General features: G+C 63.7%; 20 protein-coding genes. 5 read left to right on the top strand and 15 right to left on the bottom strand.

All coding sequences use genetic code 11. From position 1 onward, the window contains the following. Nucleotides 1-386: 386 nt before the first annotated feature. Together odc2 and HUI96_RS17245 are read left to right on the top strand one after the other, a co-directional pair. Nucleotides 387-1,520, top strand: a complete 1,134-nt coding sequence (gene odc2 / locus HUI96_RS17250) for an ornithine/lysine decarboxylase (protein WP_188255923.1) — start codon at nucleotides 387-389, stop codon at nucleotides 1,518-1,520. A gap of 95 nt (nucleotides 1,521-1,615) precedes the next feature. Next, nucleotides 1,616-2,251, top strand: coding sequence for a GNAT family N-acetyltransferase (locus tag HUI96_RS17245; protein ID WP_188255922.1), 636 nt, complete (start codon nucleotides 1,616-1,618; stop codon nucleotides 2,249-2,251). A 131-nt stretch (nucleotides 2,252-2,382) separates the two neighbouring features. On the opposite strand, the gene HUI96_RS17240 is transcribed toward HUI96_RS17245, so the two are convergent. The 7 genes from HUI96_RS17240 to flhA form a co-directional block, all read right to left on the bottom strand. Then, a complete protein-coding gene (locus HUI96_RS17240) occupies nucleotides 2,383-2,667 on the bottom strand; it encodes an SCP2 sterol-binding domain-containing protein (protein ID WP_188255921.1) in 285 nt (94 codons plus the stop codon). A 136-nt stretch (nucleotides 2,668-2,803) separates the two neighbouring features. Continuing rightward, nucleotides 2,804-3,355 carry a hypothetical protein gene (locus HUI96_RS17235; protein WP_337918426.1) on the bottom strand — a complete coding sequence of 184 codons (552 nt, stop codon included), beginning with the start codon at nucleotides 3,353-3,355 and terminating at the stop codon, nucleotides 2,804-2,806. Further along, complete coding sequence (locus HUI96_RS17230; RefSeq protein ID WP_188255920.1) at nucleotides 3,352-3,762, bottom strand: hypothetical protein; 411 nt, start codon at nucleotides 3,760-3,762, stop codon at nucleotides 3,352-3,354. Before HUI96_RS17230 ends, HUI96_RS17235 begins: the two co-directional genes overlap by 4 nt. 12 nt (nucleotides 3,763-3,774) lie before the next feature. Continuing rightward, a complete protein-coding gene (locus HUI96_RS17225; RefSeq protein WP_188255919.1) occupies nucleotides 3,775-4,341 on the bottom strand; it encodes a rod-binding protein in 567 nt (188 codons plus the stop codon). Nucleotides 4,342-4,397: 56 nt separating this feature from the next. Beyond that, a complete protein-coding gene (locus tag HUI96_RS17220) occupies nucleotides 4,398-4,781 on the bottom strand; it encodes a hypothetical protein (RefSeq protein WP_188255918.1) in 384 nt (127 codons plus the stop codon). 2 nt (nucleotides 4,782-4,783) lie between these two features. Beyond that, nucleotides 4,784-5,536 carry a flagellar biosynthetic protein FliR gene (fliR, locus tag HUI96_RS17215; RefSeq protein ID WP_188255917.1) on the bottom strand — a complete coding sequence of 251 codons (753 nt, stop codon included), beginning with the start codon at nucleotides 5,534-5,536 and terminating at the stop codon, nucleotides 4,784-4,786. Then, nucleotides 5,533-7,620 carry a flagellar biosynthesis protein FlhA gene (gene flhA, locus HUI96_RS17210; RefSeq protein ID WP_188255916.1) on the bottom strand — a complete coding sequence of 696 codons (2,088 nt, stop codon included), beginning with the start codon at nucleotides 7,618-7,620 and terminating at the stop codon, nucleotides 5,533-5,535. Before flhA ends, fliR begins: the two co-directional genes overlap by 4 nt. 160 nt (nucleotides 7,621-7,780) lie before the next feature. Between flhA and HUI96_RS17205 the strand changes: the two genes are divergently transcribed. Together HUI96_RS17205 and HUI96_RS17200 are read left to right on the top strand one after the other, a co-directional pair. Further along, the gene (locus tag HUI96_RS17205; RefSeq protein WP_188255915.1) at nucleotides 7,781-9,193 is read left to right on the top strand and encodes a sensor histidine kinase; all 1,413 of its coding nucleotides are present in this window, start codon (nucleotides 7,781-7,783) and stop codon (nucleotides 9,191-9,193) included. After that, on the top strand, nucleotides 9,186-9,848 hold the full coding sequence (locus HUI96_RS17200; RefSeq protein WP_188255914.1) for a response regulator: 663 nt from the start codon (nucleotides 9,186-9,188) through the stop codon (nucleotides 9,846-9,848). Before HUI96_RS17205 ends, HUI96_RS17200 begins: the two co-directional genes overlap by 8 nt. A 7-nt stretch (nucleotides 9,849-9,855) precedes the next feature. On the opposite strand, the gene HUI96_RS17195 is transcribed toward HUI96_RS17200, so the two are convergent. Then, nucleotides 9,856-10,470 (bottom strand): hypothetical protein, encoded by a 615-nt coding sequence (locus HUI96_RS17195; protein ID WP_188255913.1) that lies wholly within the window; start codon nucleotides 10,468-10,470, stop codon nucleotides 9,856-9,858. A gap of 120 nt (nucleotides 10,471-10,590) precedes the next feature. Between HUI96_RS17195 and HUI96_RS17190 the strand changes: the two genes are divergently transcribed. After that, nucleotides 10,591-11,010, top strand: a complete 420-nt coding sequence (locus HUI96_RS17190) for a hypothetical protein (RefSeq protein WP_188255912.1) — start codon at nucleotides 10,591-10,593, stop codon at nucleotides 11,008-11,010. A 200-nt stretch (nucleotides 11,011-11,210) separates the two neighbouring features. Here HUI96_RS17190 and fliQ read toward each other — a convergent pair whose 3' ends face one another. Genes fliQ through HUI96_RS17155 form a run of 7 tightly spaced genes read right to left on the bottom strand, consistent with a single transcriptional unit; the run spans nucleotide 11,211 to nucleotide 16,516 of the window. Continuing rightward, nucleotides 11,211-11,477 (bottom strand): flagellar biosynthesis protein FliQ, encoded by a 267-nt coding sequence (gene fliQ / locus HUI96_RS17185; RefSeq protein WP_188255911.1) that lies wholly within the window; start codon nucleotides 11,475-11,477, stop codon nucleotides 11,211-11,213. Nucleotides 11,478-11,486: 9 nt separating this feature from the next. After that, nucleotides 11,487-11,885, bottom strand: coding sequence for a flagellar hook assembly protein FlgD (gene flgD / locus HUI96_RS17180; protein WP_188255910.1), 399 nt, complete (start codon nucleotides 11,883-11,885; stop codon nucleotides 11,487-11,489). Next, on the bottom strand, nucleotides 11,885-12,328 hold the full coding sequence (gene flbT / locus HUI96_RS17175; RefSeq protein WP_188255909.1) for a flagellar biosynthesis repressor FlbT: 444 nt from the start codon (nucleotides 12,326-12,328) through the stop codon (nucleotides 11,885-11,887). Before flbT ends, flgD begins: the two co-directional genes overlap by 1 nt. Further along, the gene (gene flaF, locus HUI96_RS17170) at nucleotides 12,325-12,672 is read right to left on the bottom strand and encodes a flagellar biosynthesis regulator FlaF (RefSeq protein ID WP_188255908.1); all 348 of its coding nucleotides are present in this window, start codon (nucleotides 12,670-12,672) and stop codon (nucleotides 12,325-12,327) included. The genes flbT and flaF overlap by 4 nt, the downstream gene beginning before the upstream one ends. Before the next feature lie 18 nt (nucleotides 12,673-12,690). Next, on the bottom strand, nucleotides 12,691-13,740 hold the full coding sequence (locus HUI96_RS17165) for a flagellar hook-associated family protein (RefSeq protein WP_188255907.1): 1,050 nt from the start codon (nucleotides 13,738-13,740) through the stop codon (nucleotides 12,691-12,693). Between the two features lie 2 nt (nucleotides 13,741-13,742). After that, nucleotides 13,743-15,197: a flagellar hook-associated protein FlgK gene (gene flgK, locus HUI96_RS17160; RefSeq protein WP_188255906.1), complete on the bottom strand. Its 1,455-nt coding sequence runs from the start codon at nucleotides 15,195-15,197 to the stop codon at nucleotides 13,743-13,745. Between the two features lie 56 nt (nucleotides 15,198-15,253). Beyond that, nucleotides 15,254-16,516, bottom strand: a complete 1,263-nt coding sequence (locus HUI96_RS17155; protein WP_188255905.1) for a flagellar hook protein FlgE — start codon at nucleotides 16,514-16,516, stop codon at nucleotides 15,254-15,256. Nucleotides 16,517-16,581 lie beyond the last annotated feature (65 nt).

Below are 16,581 nucleotides of genomic sequence, written 5' to 3'. Positions count from 1 at the left end.
GCGAGGCAACCGGGACGGTACCCGGGGAGTAACGAACCCGGTCGGATGAGCGGCCAACCGCACAGTCCGAGGACGCCTTGAAGCAACGACGGTGCGGGCCTTTCTGGTTCTCTTCCGGTTGTCCAAAGACCGGGGTTACTGAAGAGGCACACCTTCATTGCCGGCAGTGCGGTGGGACATCCCTCCAAGCCAAGGCAGACAAAGCGAGCAGGAGCCCGGCAAGGCTCAAGCTCATCGCCGCGAGACGGCATTCGATGGTTCCGGGGTCTCCACCGGCTGGTCCCATTGGATTTTCGTCCCGCCTTTGTCCAACCGAGCGTTCGCGGAACGAGCCTCCGCAGCGCCCGAGCCCTTGCGCGCGCCGGAAAGGCGCGAATGGAGCGACCATGGCGACCCAGCGTATCCTCGACTTCCTCGCCACCCGACGACCGGAGGGCCCCTGCCTCGTCATCGACCTCGATGTCGTGCGCGACAACTACCGCGCCTTCGAGAAGGCGCTCCCCGAATCCAAGATCTACTACGCGGTGAAGGCAAACCCGGCGCCGGAGATCCTGCGCCTGCTTGCCGGCCTCGGCTCGTCCTTCGACACCGCTTCGGTCGCCGAAATCGAGATGGCAATGGATGCCGGTGCGCCGGCGGAGCGCATCTCTTTCGGCAACACGATCAAGAAGGAGCGCGATATCGCTCGCGCCTATGAGTTCGGCATCCGCCTCTTCGCCGTCGACTGCGTCGAGGAGGTGGAGAAGGTGGCGCGCGCTGCTCCAGGATCCAGGGTGTTCTGCCGCGTCCTGACCGACGGCGAGGGCGCCGAATGGCCGCTGTCGCGCAAGTTCGGCTGCGTGCCTGCCATGGCTGTCGACGTGCTGCGTCATGCCAAGATGCTCGGGCTCGATGCCTACGGCGTGTCGTTCCACGTTGGCTCGCAGCAGTGCGACCTGACGGCCTGGGATCGTGCACTCGGCGACGCCAAGCGGGTTTTTGCCACGCTGGCCGATGAGGGCATCGTGCTGAGGATGGTCAATATGGGCGGCGGCTTCCCGACCCGCTACCTCAAGGACGTGCCGGCGGCGCAGGCCTACGGCCAGGCGATCTTCGAGGCGCTTTCAAAGCATTTTGGCAACCGTCTCCCGGAGACCATCATCGAGCCGGGCCGCGGCATGGTCGGCAATGCCGGCGTTATCAAATCGGAAGTCGTGCTGATCTCCAAGAAGGCCGACAACGACAATGTGCGCTGGGTCTATCTCGACATCGGCAAGTTCGGCGGGCTCGCGGAGACGATGGACGAGGCAATCCGCTACCCGATCGTGACCCCACGTGACGGAGACGCCAAGGCGCCTTGCGTGCTCGCCGGGCCGACCTGCGACTCGGCCGACGTGCTCTACGAGAAGTCGCCCTATCCGCTGCCGCTGTCGCTGACCATCGGCGACGAGGTGCTGATCGAGGGCACGGGCGCCTACACGACGACCTACGCCTCGGTCGCCTTCAACGGCTTCGAACCGCTCCGATCCTACGTGATCTGACGGCTCGCGCCGTCAGCGTCTCTCCTGTCGCCGGCCGTCCAGCCGGCGGCGGGTTCGCTCGTGGAAACAGATCTCCGCTTGTGAGGGATAGTGGAATGAATTCTCTCAGCAATTTCGCTGGCGCCGGCATCGGCGGCCGGCTGATCTCCCCCACAAGGGGGGAGATCGGCAGTGGCTATGCCTTCACCATCACTCCCGAATCTGACGCCGACATTGCCGCCCGCGAAGCATTGCTCGACCGCGCCATGGGGCTTGGCCGCACGCGCAAGTCGTCGGAAAAACTCCGTCGCGGGCGCATACCCTCCAAAGGGCTGGCGTTCGTCGCGCGCGATCCCAAGGGGCGGGTCGTCGGGACGGTGCGGCTGTGGGATGTGGCGGTTAGGGCAAAGTCCCTTCCGGAGGGGGACGTGCTTCTCCTCGGGCCGCTTGCCGTCGATCCAGATGCGAAGGGCTTTGGCATCGGCTCTGCGCTGATGCGCCACGCTATTGCCGAAGCAAGGCGGCTCGGCCACCGTGCGATCCTGCTTGTTGGCGACGCGCCCTATTATGCGCGCTTCGGCTTCTCGGCTGAAAAGACCGCGTCGCTTGCCATGCCGGGGCCGTATGAGCGGCACCGCTTCCTGGCGCTCGAGCTGACGGAAGGCGCGTTGGATGGCGCGGAAGGGGTGCTGAAGGCCACCGGCCGGAAGCTTCCGAAGAGGTCGGCTGCCGGCCTGAAGCGGGCGGCGTAAGGTTCTGCGGCGCGTAGCCTCGACGGAAGAGGCGGCGAAAGCAGCAAGGCTCCCAAGGCAGTTTGAATTCGGCTTCTCCTCCCAGGTCCGGCCTGGGAGGAGTATGCGCGCAACTTCGTGTCGGCTGCCGCTCAGCCCACCATCTGACCGAGCGCCATCGCGACGGACATGTCGCCTTCGACCTTTATCTTCCCGGTCATGAACGCCATGGTCGGGCTGAGGTCCCCTGCGATCAGGGCCTCCAGATCCGCGAGCGACAGCGAAATGGTGCAATCGGTCGGCGCGTCTTCGGTGGAGATGGTGTTCCCGTCGATAACGACGACGCCGTCCGGTCCCGTGTCGAACTTGGCCGAGTGCTGAAAACCAGCGGATTCGACATTTGGACGCAAACGGTCCGCAATTTCCTTCACGCCCATCTTAATCTTCTCCATTGCAGGCCCGACGGCGATGGTTGCTCATCTAGAGTGGCGATCGCAAGCGGCGATGGCACACAATGCCGACGTCGGTTACGTCAACTGAGACTTTGAGGTCAACAGGCCGGATGGCGTACGCTCAATGGGCCGGGCCGGCTCCCTCCGCGGGCTGCTCCGCAGTCTGCTGGCCGAAAGTGACGACCTTGGCGCTGCTCTTGCGACGCTTCAGCGCGTTGTCGCGGACTTCCTCCTTCGAGAGGTAATCGATCTGCTCGATCAAAACGTCCTGGATCAGTTGCTGCCCTATGCGCGTATTGATGCCCTCCCGGATGCCGTTGCGCAGCCGGTCAGGGTCCAGCGTCTTCACCTTGCGGAAATCTAGGCTGGGGCTGGAGTACACGAAGGAATAGACCACGTCCGTTATGACCGCTTCGGCAGGAACCTTCAGCTTCTTCATCTCGCGCGGGTCCACAGTGTAGACCAGTCTTGTAAGGAAATAGCCTTCCACGGCGGCGTCGCGGATCACCGGGACGGAGATCACTTCCGTCTTCACATAGTCCAGGCCGCCCATCATCGTCAGGGGACCGGTCTCATCCGCAGTCGACTTCGACTCCACCGACTGGAAAGCGTAGAAGACCGCGCCCAAGGTTGCGACGCAGATCCAGACCGCGGCCAGGACGAACTTGATCACGTTCCCCACCCGAACTCGCCGGCGGAGTAGGTGCCGTCCGCCTCGGCGCGCCGAATGGCGTCACGCATCAGTTCGGCGACTTCGCTGACGGCATCGAGGTGGGCGCGAATGGCCGCCTCGTTGCGGGCCAGCGTGCCACGCAAGCGGGTCAGGCTGTCGCGGTGTTCCTCCAGGAATTCGGCTTCCGTCACGCCCTTCATGGCGCGTGTCAACTCATAGAGATAGCGGCTCTTGCGTGCGTTCGACGACGACAGGTCGAAGTTGCGCTCGGTCTTCAGCCCGTGCGTCTCGGCCTCGACGGCCTCCTCGATGCGGCCGATGATGATGGAAAGGCTCGCTGGCCGGCCGAGAGCAGCTGGATCGTTCGCAGCCGGCGCCTTGTACATGGGAGTGAACTGGTCGCTCATGATAGGTCGATCCTAGGTGTCGCTTTTGTCTGAGGTTGTGGCGATGCCGCGGAGGGACTGGGCAGCCTTGCGTTGAAGTTCATGAAGCAGTGCGGTGGAGAGGGACGACTGCATGTCGGCCTCGGTGTTCTCGGTGCCGCGAGAGATGGGCCCGATCGAGACTTTCTTCTCGCCCTCGACATAGTGGCCGGCGAGCAGCCGCGAGGCGATGCCGATGCCGCCGCGATCCGCAATCACGTCGGCTAGCCTTTCGGCCATCATCGACTTCCACATGTCGCCGGCCATGCCCTTTCCGTAGACCTGCTCCGCCTCCTTCGGCAGCATCGAGCGGACGAAGGTTTGGAGCACGACCGCCTCGAAGCGCTTGTAGGCGTCGGCCCGCCCGGCAGGTTCGGCGCTGCGGGAAAGACCCGGCGCTGCGGTCTGGTTCGCGACATTGACGGAGAATGCGGCGTCGGAGCTCGCCGGCGCCGGTGCGCCGCTGCGCTGCGCCAAAGCGGCCCGTGCCGCCTGAACGCCCTCCGGCTCGACCGCGCGAGCGACGTCGAGGACAATGTCGCTTGGAGGTGAGATCGCCACGAATAGCCGCTCCGATTCAGATGTCAGCAATGTGACGCGGTAAGCTTGTGGGAGCCTTACTCAGCGCTTGGCTTGCGGCCGAGCAACTCCAGCCGATCGCGCTCCGCCTTTGCCCGCTCGTCCTCGCGCGCGGCATCCTTCCAGGCCCGCTCGACCATGTTGGTGCGAGCGGTTGCGGTGGCGACGTGTTGCGCCTCGACTTCGGCAAGCCGCAGGTTCGCCTGCTCCTTGGCAAGCGCAGCCGATATCCGGCTGTGGTAGAGTTCCGGGAACAGGCTCGCCATTGACCCTTCCGCGTCGAAGCTGTTGGCGAGTTCGTTTGCTTCGGCCCGCTCCTTGGCGGCAGCCGCGACATATCCGGCGTGGCGCGTCTCGTGCAGACGCTGCAACTTCTCCTGGACGACCACTAGCTTGCGAAGCCGTTCTCTTCGATCCTGCACTTTCAGCCTCCCAGCGTCGCTGCCGCGAATCCATCGGCAAACAGGCTGAGCATGGTCGCGATGGCGAAGTAGAAGAGGATCAGGCCACCGGCGATCACCATCGGCAGCGAGATGAAATAGACCGGGATCTGTGGGGTCAGCTTGTTCACGAAGCCGACCGTCAGGTTGACCAGAATGGCGTAGGCGACGAACGGGCTGCCGAGCCGCAGCGCGATGAGGAATGAATCGCCGATCGTGTCGCCGACATTCACCAGCGCCCCGCGTGGATTGAAGAACACGTTCACCGGCGCAAATTCATAGGAGCGGACCAGTGCCTCGACGATCTGGTGATGAAAGTCGAACACAAAGAGCAGCATCAGCGCCGAGAAGGATATGATCTCGCCGAGTGGCGCCTGCGGCTCGCCGTTCTCGATGCCCGGCCCGGCCATGCCGCCATATCCGACCAGCATGGCGATCGCCGAGCCTATGAACGCGAGCGCCAGCATGTAAAGGCGTGCCAGCAGCCCGATGAGGCTGCCGGTCAGCAGTTCCGACACGATCATTGGACCAAGGAGGGCGGGGTCGCGGCTGGCGAAGGGCATCAGCTGGTCCCAGAGATGGGCCAGCAGTGCTCCCGTCGCGGCGATCGCGACGAAGAGCCGGACCTGCATCGGCACACGGGCGCTGGAGAGGCCCGGCATCAGCATGAAGCAGGCGCCGATGCGGCAGAAGGCGAGGAATGCCGCAATCACCACCGTGTCGGTGAATGCGCTCACGAGATCGTGCCGAGGATCCGGATCTCGACGCCCTTGGCGATTTCGACATGCGAAAGGACCGGCAGGGTGGGGAACAGGCGTTCCACGATCATCCGGACATAGGGCCGGGCATCGGGTGCGGTGACAATCACGAAGCGCTCGCCGGCTTCCATATGCGCACGGATCGCGGTGGTCGCTTCCTGGCCGAATTCCTCGAGCTGGCGCGGGTCGATGTCGAATTCGCGGATCTCTCCCTTGGCATCGCGCTTGAGGCTCTGGTGGAAGGCGAGATCCCAGCGGTTGCCGAGCCTGAGCACCTTGAGCACGCCGCTCTCCGACAGGTCGCCGCAGATCTGCTGGGCCATGCGGACCCGCACATGCTCGACAATCTGCTCGGTGCGGCGCACATGCGGCGCGATCTCTGCAATGGCCTCGATGATAAGGTGCAGGTTGCGGATGGAGACGCGTTCGGCAAGCAGCAGCTTAAGCACGGCCTGCAGGCCTGGGTAGGAGATGTGCGCCGTGCAGATATCGTCCGCCAGCTTCCGGTATTCGGGATCCTGGCGTTCCAGCAGTGCCTTCATGTCCTTGTAGGAGAGCAACTGCGGCAGGTTGTTGCGGATCACCTCTGAAAGATGGGTGAGCAGGACCGACATGTTGTCGGCGTAGGTAAACTGCTCGCGCTTCAGATCCTCGGCGAACATTTCCGGGACGGAGTAGGCGCGCATGCCGAACGCCGGCTCGCGGACCTCCGCGCCGGGGATTTCGGGAGGCTCGCGCTGGCCGAGCAGTACCATGAGGTCGCCGACCCGCATCTGATATTCAGCGACGACGGTACCGTGGATCTTGATCTGGTAGCTTTTGCTCTGCAGCGAGAGCTCGTCAGTGAGCTTCACCTCAGGCACGACGAAGCCGTACTGCGTAGCGAATTTCTTGCGCATTTTCGCCATGCGGAAGGCAAGTTCCTGGTGCGAGACGAGCAGCCTGGTCGACAGCTGCTTGCCGATCAGGAGTTCGATCTCGGCGGTCTTCAGCGACGCCTTGACCGAATTCTTCTCCTCGTCCTCCTTGGTGGCGCTCTGCTGGCGGGCGAGTTCGGCCTGTTCTTCCATCATCTGCTTGCGGCGGAGCGGGATGACATAGCCGATTGCTGCCATCGAGCCGGCCAGAGCGACGAAGGGGAACATCGGCAGGCCGGGCATCAGCCCGAGCAGGATCAGCAGTCCCGCCGCGACATAGAGGGCGCGCGGATAGGCGCCGAGCTGGCCGAACACCGCCTGGTCGGCGGAGCCCCGCGTGCCGCCCTTGGACACCAGCAGGCCGGCGGCGAGAGAGACGATGAGCGCCGGGATCTGTGTCACCAGGCCATCGCCGACCGACAGCTTGATGAAGACGTCGGCGGATTCGCCCATGGCCATGCCATGGCGGAAATAGCCGATGGCGATGCCGCCGATGATGTTGATCGCGGTGATGATCAGGCCGGCGATGGCATCGCCGCGCACGAATTTGGAGGCGCCGTCCATCGAGCCGAAGAAGGAGCTTTCCTCCTCCAGTTCGCGCCGGCGGAGCTGCGCCGTCTTGTCGTCGATCACGCCCGCCGACAGGTCGGCGTCGATCGACATCTGCTTGCCGGGGATGGCGTCGAGGGTGAAGCGCGCGCCGACCTCGGCGATACGGGTGGCGCCCTTGGTGATCACGATGAAGTTCACGATGATCAGGATCAGGAAGACAATCAGGCCGATCACGAAGTCGCCGCTCATCACCAACTGGGAGAAGCCGCTGATGATGTAGCCAGCCGCGGTCGTGCCTTCGCTACCATGCGACAGGATCATGCGGGTCGTCGCGATGTTCAGCGACAGTCGCAGCATTGTGGCGATGAGGAGGATCGTCGGGAAGGAAGAGAAGTCGAGCGGCCGCTGGATCCAGAGCGCAACCATCAGGATCAGCACAGACAGGGCGATGGAGATCGCCAGCCCGAGGTCGATCATGAAGGCCGGGATCGGCAGGAACAGCACCGCCAGGATGACAACGATGCCAAGGGCGAAGAACACGTCCCGGCTGTGTCGGGCGGGGGTGCTCGGGGATATCGTTTCTGTAATCGCCATTGGCCGGTCCGACCTGCTCTACGCTTTGGGCCGGGAGCCTAGTCGGACAAGCTTGTGCGAGGGTGGCATCCCCGGCCAACGCAGAGAGACGGACCTTGGTCCGATGGCAGCCGACCCTTGTCCAATTGTCAGTTTCAGCGAATGTCGGTAAGCGCTGAACATGGGCATCGCGCTCACCGATTACCTCAGGACACGATCGGCTCGGCTCGACTCGCTCAGCCTTTCAACGCGGTTTGCCCTCACCGGCAGCGTGGTGATGATCGTTGCGGCGGTGGTCACGGGCTATTGGCTGACGAACGTGATCTCGCGCGGCGTGGTGTCGAACACGGCCGGCGCCACCGCGCTCTTCATGGACAGTTTCATCGGGCCCCTTGCCCAGGAACTCGACACGGCCGACGTCCTGTCGATCGGACCGACACGTGCCATGGAGGAATTGCTCGAAGGCAGCGCCTTCGGCCAGCGCGTCATATCCGTGAAGCTCTGGAAGCCGGGCGGGCTGATCGCCTATGCCGAAGACGAGAACCTGATCGGCCGCCGCTTTCCGGTGTCGGCGGGTCTGGAGAAGGCGTTCGCCGGCAGCATCGTTTCGGAACTGGATGAACTGGACGAGGACGAAAGCGCCGGCGAAAGGAGATCCGGGCTGCCTCTCCTCGAAGTCTATAGCCCGATCCGCGAAGTCTGGACCGGGCGCATCATCGCCGTGGCCGAGTTCTATGAGGACGCCACGGCGCTTCACGGGACGCTGCGGGGAGCGGTCGTGGAGGCATGGCTGCTGGTCGCCGCCCTGATGCTGATGATCGGATCGGCCCTGTTCGGGATCGTGCACCGGGCGAGCAGGGTCATCGAGGACCAGCGGCAGGCGCTCAGAGATCGCATGGTGGAGGCTGTCCAAGCCTCGGAACAGAACCGGCAACTGCGCGTGCGCGTCGAGCGCGCCGCAGGCCGGGCGGCTGAGCTCAACGAGCGCTTCCTCCGGCGCGTCGGCGCGGACCTCCACGACGGTCCGGCGCAACTGATCAGCCTTGCGGCCCTGAAACTGTCCGGCATTGCCCGCGCCCCTCGCAAGTCGGAGAGGCTGGCGGAGGCGCAGGTCGTGAAGGGCGCCCTTGACGACGCCATGCGCGAAATCCGGGACATTTGCGGTGGGCTCTCCCTGCCCGAGATCGAGAGCAAGTCGCTGGAGACGATCATCACCGGGCTGGTCCATGCGCACGAACGACTGACATCGACCGCAGTATCCGTCCACCTCGAGCTCAGCACGGCGTCGGTTTCCGAGGCGCTGAAGATCTGCGTCTTCCGCTTCGTCCAGGAAGGGCTGAGCAATGCCTTCCGACATGCTTCGGGAGTAGGCCAGCGCGTCGAAGCGTTCATAGAAGGCCACATCCTGACCGTCTCTCTGCAGAACGGTCCGGCCAACGGAGGGGAAACGTCGAGGAACGGTACAGGCCTCGGCCTGGCAGGGCTACGCGAGCGGGTCGAGAGCCTGGGCGGCAGATTTTCCTTCGACGCGCCCGAGGGGGGGGAGGTCACGATGACGATGCGGGTGTACCTGAGGGACGGGGACGATGAGTAAGCCGAAGACCGTGGTCGTCGTCGACGATCATCCGCTTTATCGCAGCGGGGTGGTCAAGTCGCTGACCGACGATGGCCGTTTCTCTGTTGTCGCGGAAGCATCGAACGCGGACGACGCGGTCCGGCTTGCGAGGGAACTGAAGCCGGACGTGATGATGCTCGACATCTCTATGCCAGGCAATGGCGTAGAGGCCGCCCGGCAAATTGTGGCGTCGGTGCCCAGCGTGAACATCGCCATGCTTACGGTATCCGAAGCGGACGACGACATCATGAGCGCTCTGCAGGCCGGCGCGAAGGGCTACATTCTGAAGGGGGTGAGTGCTGAAGAACTTGCGGGAATTCTGGCGGGCATAGCCAATGGCGAGTCCTATGTGTCGCCGGGCCTGGCTGCGCGCCTGCTGGTCAGCATGCGAGCCGGCCCGGCTGGCGCGGCTCGTCCGACAAATACGCCGCTGGCGACGCTGACAGCGCGCGAGGAGCAGATCCTCAAGCTGGTCGCTCAGGGGCTGAGCAACAAGGAAGTCGGGCGCAAGCTCGACCTGCAGGAGAAGACGGTCAAGCACTACATGACCAGCATCCTGCAGAAGCTCAATGCTCGCAATCGCGTGGAAGCCGCCGTGCTCGCCAAGGAGAGTTGGAAGCAGTCGGCGTCATAAAACGCGCTTAGTCGATCGCTGCCTTCAGGCGCTCCACATCAGACTTGCGGGCGGGGCGGGTGACGACGCTTCTTTGCCGGGGATCGGTCAGCGAGTAGGTCGATCCTTTGACACGCTCGCTCCATCCGTCCGCATAGCGCACCTCGATCGAACTCCTGGTGTTGGAAGACCAGACAACTTGGCCGCGGCTTTTCAGCGAATCGAGGAAGCGCCCAACGATCCTATCGTCGCGCCTGTCCCTTCTCTCGCCGTCACGACGGCCGGAGCGGTCGTCTCCTCGATCCTTGCCGTCGTCGCGGTCGTCGCCCCCACCGCCGCGGCCGCTGCTGTCGCCGCCGTCATCACCGCCATGGCCGCTGCTGTCGCCATCGTTGTCGTGGTCTCGGCCATCACTGTCATGACCGCCGCCACCGCCGCGGCCCGAGTTGCCACCGCCGCCGCTGTCGCCATCCTTGGCAATTGCGATCGACGGCGGGAGGAGGGAATAGGCGAGGGCCGACGTGCCAATCAAGGAAACGGAGCACAGCGCGACCCGCAGCAGAACGGCGGCCGATCGCATGACCATCCGGCGGGCTGTCAGGGTCGCACCGATACTCCAACCGAAGACAAATCTGTTCTCCATGGGCGAAGTCTTACATCCACTCACAATCGAGATCGCCGGACCAAGGTCCGACGATCTCGATGCGATTGAGCAGGGCAAATCGTCTGACTAGTCGCGGCCACGACCCCGACCTCGACCACCGTGATCGTCCCCAGAGTCATTGCCGGCATCGTGTCCGCGGCCTCGGCCATGATCGTCGCCTGGACCGTCATCGGCACCACGCCCATGCTTGCCACCATGGTCATCGCCCGGCCCATCGTCGGCGCCGCGACCCCGCCTGCCGCCGCGGTCATCACCAGGCGCGTCATCTTTTCCGCCGCCACCGCGGACGTGGCCAGGCGCGTCGTCCTGTCCGCGGCCTTTGCGGATATGGCCGGGAGCGTCATCCTTTCCGCGACCCTTGCGGATGTGCCCGACCGGATCGTCGGCGCCCTTGCGGGCGTAGGCTGCATTGTCGGCGAGGGTGGGGAACGAGCGGGTCAGATCAAGCGTAACCGGAGCCGCAGTGAATCCGAATGCAAGGGCGGCGAGTGCCGCGGCCGCCTTCAGCCGGCGGTGTAGAGAGATTGCAGTCACGGGTACCTCCTCAAATAGGATTCGCGTCTTGCGAACAGGAGGAGGTTAGGTGGAACGGATACCCCACACGATCCGGCCGAGACCATTGCGGCCAATCCCGGACCGCAGTCCGGCTAGGTCGGACTCAGGTCCGAAAGGGCACCAGACCTCTCATGGTGAGGAACGGTTTGACGGAGTTCGCCGGATCAGAAGCCGGTCTGGATGCGCTCGAATATCACATTGGAGAAGGCGGAGATCTGGCCGCCTATGAAGGGCCCGGTGAAGGCGATGACCACCATGATCGCGACGATTTTCGGAACGAAGGTGAGGGTCACCTCCTGGATCTGCGTGAGCGCCTGGACGAGCGCTATGCCGATGCCGACGAGCATCGCCGCCCCGACCGCGGGGCCCGAGGCGGTGATCACCGTCCAGATGGCGAACTGGACGATGTCGAGCGCATCAGCCTCGTTCATGGCCCGACCTCAGGAGATGACGATGCCGGGACCGACTGGAAGCTCCTTGCCAGTGTCGAGCACGGCAACGGCACCGCTGGAGGTCAGGCGCACCTCCTCGACCTTGCCGGAGATCTTGCCGTCCGCCGAAGTGATGGTTCGGCCGATGATGGCGTCGGCCTGCGCCAGCGTCGAGGCCTGGAGAAGCTGATCGAGCCGATTGTTGATCTGCACCGACTGCTCGACCTGCGAGAACGAGGCGAGCTGAGCCACGAACTGCGTCGAATCCATCGGCTTGGTCGGATCCTGGTTCTTCATCTCGGCGACGAGCAGTCTCAGGAACGACTGGTAGTCGACGGCGGTTTTGGACGCGGCATCCGATGCCGCTGTGGTCGCGCCGGGCTGGACGGAGGTGACAGAGCCAACCATCAGGCCACCTCCCCAACCGCGATCGGGCGCCGCTCCGGCAAAACGTCGTGGGTCTGGCCGAGGGCCTTTGCCTCAAGGTGGTAGAGCGAGCGGATCGTCTTCAGCGCCTCGTAGACGCTGCCCTGGCTGACGAGCGCGTCGACCTGCTTCAGCGCGGCGCTGATCTGCGGATCCTTGAAGCTTGCAAGAAGCAGCGGAAGCGAAGTGCGGAACATCTCCCGGGCCTGCACCGCGCCGCGCGGATCCATAAGCATCACCTGCACCATGAAATAGAGCTGGCGCAGCGGCGTCGATGCGTCCGACGCCTGCAGAACGTGGTTCTCCAGCAGGAAGTGCACGTCGTTCAGGAGTTCGATCGTCACCTTCCGGTCGGGCTTGATTACCGCCCCGTTGAGATAGATCTTCTCGTTCGCCTTGAGAGAGATTTTCAGCGTGGGCTTCATCTGATTCCGTCCCGGATGATCTGCGACACTTCGATCAAGCCCTCGAAGTTGTTGGAGCGGCCCTGTCGCACAGCCTCGGTCTCCCGGAGCACCCACAGACCGATCGAAATCAGATTCGCCCGCAGTTCACTGGGCAGCGCATTGTCCTCGCTGCCGAGGTCCTCGATGAGCGTCGACCAGAGACGGCTGGTGAAGTGGAGCGCTTCGACCGCCTGCATCGTGCGCGGCCCGGATCGGTGCGCTTCGGTAAGAAGCAGGATCGAGCGGTCGAGCAGTTGGCGCTCCCGATCTCTGGCATCAGCTACAGAGTCGGCCTGGATGTCGGCATAGGAGAATTGGTACATGTTTGACCGAAGCAATGATTAGCTGATGAAGCGCAGCAGACTGAGCTGCTGAATTCGCGAAGTCAGAGCATAGGACAACTCGATGTGGTTGAGCAACTCGCTGACGCGGACCTGCGCCTCATAGGGATCGACGATCAGCATGTTGCCAAGCTGCTTCTCGAAAAGATCCATCTGCACATTCAGCCGATCGCTGGCGTCGCTGACGCGCTTTTCGATAATGCCCGTGCGTGCCTGCAAGTCTCCGAGGGAGAGGACTGTTTCCGCGACCAGCGTGATGGCCCTGTCCACCAGGACCTTCCGTGCGCCGGGCCCGAAATCGCCGGTGAAGAGCTCGGATAACGTCGCGGACGCCATCGCGACCTTGCGCATGGTGTCATCGTTGGCGCTGACGGAGGTCTTGGTCGTCTCCGTCAAAGTGATGCGGCTGATGATGCTCTGGTCGGTTGCGGCGGACCAGTTCGCCGACCAGCCAGCGCCGAGGAACTGCGGTTCGACGGCGGTCGAGAGGAAGATGTCCATCTGGCTGGCGGTGATCGTCGCGGTCGCGGGGTCGCTCTGCGTGAACCCGAAATGAGCGAGGAACGCAGCGTCGAACGCTGCCTTGGACGGCGATGCCGGAGCAGTGAAATCGTCCAAAGGCCTAACGTCGGTGTTGGTACCGGCGAAGACATATTCTCCGTTGAAGCTGGTGTTCAGTATGCCCGTGAGTTGTTCCAGCATCGTGCTTGCGCTCGCGCGGGTCACCTCAATCGTGGCGCTGCCGGAGGAACTCGCGGTAAGCGTCGTGAGGAATGTCTGCGCGGCTGTCTGGATTCGCTTGAGTGCCTCCTGGGTCATCTCCAGGCGGCCGGAGATCAGGTTGTTGGAATTGACGATCCCCTGCATGCGTTCGAAATCGCGGGAAAAAGTAACCGTCTGAGCCGTGCGGACGCCGAGCGCCAGGCCTGTATCTGCGACCAATCCCGTCTGCAGTTCCTTCTGATTCCGCGTCAGCTCGGATTGCGAGCGCATCAGCGAATATCGGAGACTTTGTGATAGTGCGGCCGTCGAGACGGATGTGGTCTTCATGATCACCTCACCGCGGCTAACAAGGCGCCCAGCATCTCGTCGATCGCCTTGATGAGGCGGGCCGACGCTTCGTAGGAGCGTTCAAGCTCGAGCAACAGCGCCATCTCTGTGTCGACATTCACGCCCGTAGCGTTGGAAAGTGCCTCTTCTGTCCGCGCGGCCAGCGCCTCCTTGGTCTGGGCCGCAGCCGACGCATCCTTCCGGATCGACTGGAACCAACCCACGGACGCCGTCGAGAACTCGCTGAGGCTTAGCGTCGTGGCCAGACCAGCGGCGATGTCGAACGCCATCGGTGCAGCTATCCGGTCGCCATAGGCGATCAGGAGATCGGCGTATCCGGCTACACCGGTGGTATTGGCCACATAGGCCGCGCCGTTGGCACCCCCATCCCGCAACAGCTCCGGATTTCCACCAGCGCCGTAGTCGAAAGCGGCATTGAGGCGGATCGAGCCTGCCAATCCGTTCACGAGCGTGCCTGCGGGCGGCATGCCAGGTGCGCCGGGCCAGGTGAAGAGGCCAGGCGCGTCCGGAAGAGTCGTGCTCTCTTCGGCGAAGGCCGTGATCAGCCCGCGTGCGATTTCGTCCATCTGCCCCTGGAGCTTGGGCGCGACGCCATCACGCAATTGCACCAGGCCCGCTAGCTTGCCCGAAGCGTCGGTGTTGCCGCCGGTTCCAAGCCCGACCGGGACACCGTCGATATAGATCGAGTTCCCCGGCAGACCCGGGGTGTAGGAGGACGTCGGCTGGAACGTCACCGATCGCGGCACCGTCTCGAAGAGCGTTACGCCGTCCTTGGTCATGAGCACCAGGTCATTGCCGGGGCGCGACAGCGTCGAGACGGGGACATATTGCGCGATCTTCTTCAGCAGCCCGTCGCGTCGGTCAAGCGCATCCGACACGTCCGTGCCGGCGCGTGTGCCTTTGACAACCGCGTCATTGGCATCCTTGAAGGCAGCGAGCAACTGGTTGAGCTCGCCGGTCGCCCCGGCGACCTGCGAGTCGATCTCGGCGCGAAACGACTGGATGGAGTAGGTGGCCGCATTCAGGGTGCGGACCACCTGGCGCGCTGCGTCGATGGCATCCTCGGCGACGGTGGCATCGGAGGGCGAGGCGGAATAGGTCTGCAGTGCCTGCTGCAGCTTGCCGATCGCAGCGGCGGCAGACTGCTGATTATCGATCCCGTGGACGGCAATTTCGAGCCGCTCCAGCCCTTCGTACAGTTCGTGTTGAGAGCTCCATGCGGAAAGCGCGGCCAGATTTTGGCGGAAAAGCTGCTCGTTCGTCGCCCGCTGGATCTCCAGGACGCGCGAGCCAGGCGCCAGGCTCCCCAGCATGGCCATGCGCCGCGTGTAGTCCGGATTGTTGCTCTCCTGGACGTTGCGCGAGACGACGCTGGTCTGGCGACCCGTATTGAGAAGAGAGGACTGCGCAATGTTGAGAGCGGTTGATAGCGACATGCCTGCTTTACCTCCGGAGCAGCCTGCGGCGAGGGGAACGGCCCCTCTTCGTCAGGCTACCTCTTCAGGTTGACGAGAACGTCCATGAGTTCGGCGCCGGTCTGGAACACCTTGGAATTGGCGGTGTATCCGCGCTGGGACTCGATCATGTTCGTAAGCTCTTCCGCCACGTCGACATTCGAGCTTTCCAATGCGCCCGACATGATCGAGCCAAGCTTTCCTTCGCCCGGGAAGCCGACCTGAGCACCGCCGGAGAGCGCGCTGGCTGCGAAGACGTTCCCCGGCAGCACGGTAAGCTGGTCCGGGCTGGGAACGGTAGCCAGCGGAACGCGGTACAGCGCCTTAATTGAGCCATCGCCGTACTGGGCATACACTATGCCGTCGTTGGCGATTTCGATGTTTTCGATCGTGGTCGGGCCCGAGCCGTCTATCGTTGCGGCGCCAACCGAGTAGGTGTTGCCCAACTGCGTCATTCCCGACAGATCAAGAGTGAGGCTCTGGCCTCCGGGGACGGTGAACGTGACGCTGTCGGCACTGCCACCGGCGAGTTTGCCCTTGTTGGCGGGATCGAACGTCAGCGTCTGAGTGGCCAAGGCTGGCGCCCCGTAGGGGAATGACGTGTCCGGCGCGGCATCGGCCTGATTGAAGATCGTGACCTGCCAGGTGTCGTCGGCGGTCTTGGTGCTGTAGACGTCAAGGATAACCTCACGCCCGAGGTTGTCGTAGGCAAGAAGGCTGGATTTCGACGTGTACTGGGCGGTCGCCGCGTTTGTGGACGGAAGATTCGCTGCTGGAACGGGCGTCGCAGCGGCGGGCAAGTTGGCACTGAAAACGCCCTGCTGGCTTGGCGATGCGGTGATCTCGTTCAGGTTCACGTTCACGGGCACCAGCCCGCCAAAGCCGTTCGCGTTGGCGCTCGGAACGCCGTTCGCATAGCTATAGCCCATCAGCGTAAAGCCGGCCGCGTTGACGAGCCTGCCCTGGTCGTCCGGCGTGAAGGCTCCGGCGCGCGTCATGAAGGTCTTTCCCGCCGCGTCCTGGACGACGAAGAAGCCTTCCCCGCTGACGGCGAGGTCGTAACCGGAGGTGGTGAACCTGAGGTCGCCCTGCTGCGTGATCGAGTTCCGGACAGTCGTGGTGACGCCGCCCGACGTGTAGTTGCCCCCGGTCTGGGGGAGCACCAGCGAGGAGAATTCCGTGGTGGACCGCTTGTAACCGGTAGTGTTGGAATTGGCGATGTTGTCCGCCACCGAGGAGAGGCGGTTGGCCTGGGCGTTCATGCCTGAGACGCCAGTGCGCATCATTCCGTAAAGGCTCATCGAAAACTCTCCTCGATACAGGCCGCAGGTGCAGAGATTAGCCTGCCTGTCTTGCGCGAGGCTGG

The sequence above is a fragment of the Pseudaminobacter soli (ex Zhang et al. 2022) genome, from assembly GCF_014595955.1.
In the GTDB taxonomy this organism is placed as follows: domain Bacteria; phylum Pseudomonadota; class Alphaproteobacteria; order Rhizobiales; family Rhizobiaceae; genus Kumtagia; species Kumtagia pseudosoli.
This window is presented reverse-complemented; position numbering and strand designations above follow the sequence as displayed.

Excerpts from the sequence above, each read along its gene's own strand:
- odc2 (WP_188255923.1), top strand. The coding sequence starts at position 387 with ATGGCGACCCAGCGTATCCTCGACTTCCTCGCCACCCGACGACCGGAG.
- HUI96_RS17245 (WP_188255922.1), top strand. The coding sequence starts at position 1,616 with ATGAATTCTCTCAGCAATTTCGCTGGCGCCGGCATCGGCGGCCGGCTG.
- HUI96_RS17240 (WP_188255921.1), bottom strand. The coding sequence starts at position 2,667 with ATGGGCGTGAAGGAAATTGCGGACCGTTTGCGTCCAAATGTCGAATCC.
- HUI96_RS17230 (WP_188255920.1), bottom strand. The coding sequence starts at position 3,762 with ATGAGCGACCAGTTCACTCCCATGTACAAGGCGCCGGCTGCGAACGAT.
- flhA (WP_188255916.1), bottom strand. The coding sequence starts at position 7,620 with ATGGCGATTACAGAAACGATATCCCCGAGCACCCCCGCCCGACACAGC.
- HUI96_RS17205 (WP_188255915.1), top strand. The coding sequence starts at position 7,781 with ATGGGCATCGCGCTCACCGATTACCTCAGGACACGATCGGCTCGGCTC.
- HUI96_RS17200 (WP_188255914.1), top strand. The coding sequence starts at position 9,186 with ATGAGTAAGCCGAAGACCGTGGTCGTCGTCGACGATCATCCGCTTTAT.
- HUI96_RS17195 (WP_188255913.1), bottom strand. The coding sequence starts at position 10,470 with ATGGAGAACAGATTTGTCTTCGGTTGGAGTATCGGTGCGACCCTGACA.
- fliQ (WP_188255911.1), bottom strand. The coding sequence starts at position 11,477 with ATGAACGAGGCTGATGCGCTCGACATCGTCCAGTTCGCCATCTGGACG.
- flgD (WP_188255910.1), bottom strand. The coding sequence starts at position 11,885 with ATGGTTGGCTCTGTCACCTCCGTCCAGCCCGGCGCGACCACAGCGGCA.
- flbT (WP_188255909.1), bottom strand. The coding sequence starts at position 12,328 with ATGAAGCCCACGCTGAAAATCTCTCTCAAGGCGAACGAGAAGATCTAT.
- flaF (WP_188255908.1), bottom strand. The coding sequence starts at position 12,672 with ATGTACCAATTCTCCTATGCCGACATCCAGGCCGACTCTGTAGCTGAT.
- HUI96_RS17165 (WP_188255907.1), bottom strand. The coding sequence starts at position 13,740 with ATGAAGACCACATCCGTCTCGACGGCCGCACTATCACAAAGTCTCCGA.
- flgK (WP_188255906.1), bottom strand. The coding sequence starts at position 15,197 with ATGTCGCTATCAACCGCTCTCAACATTGCGCAGTCCTCTCTTCTCAAT.
- HUI96_RS17155 (WP_188255905.1), bottom strand. The coding sequence starts at position 16,516 with ATGAGCCTTTACGGAATGATGCGCACTGGCGTCTCAGGCATGAACGCC.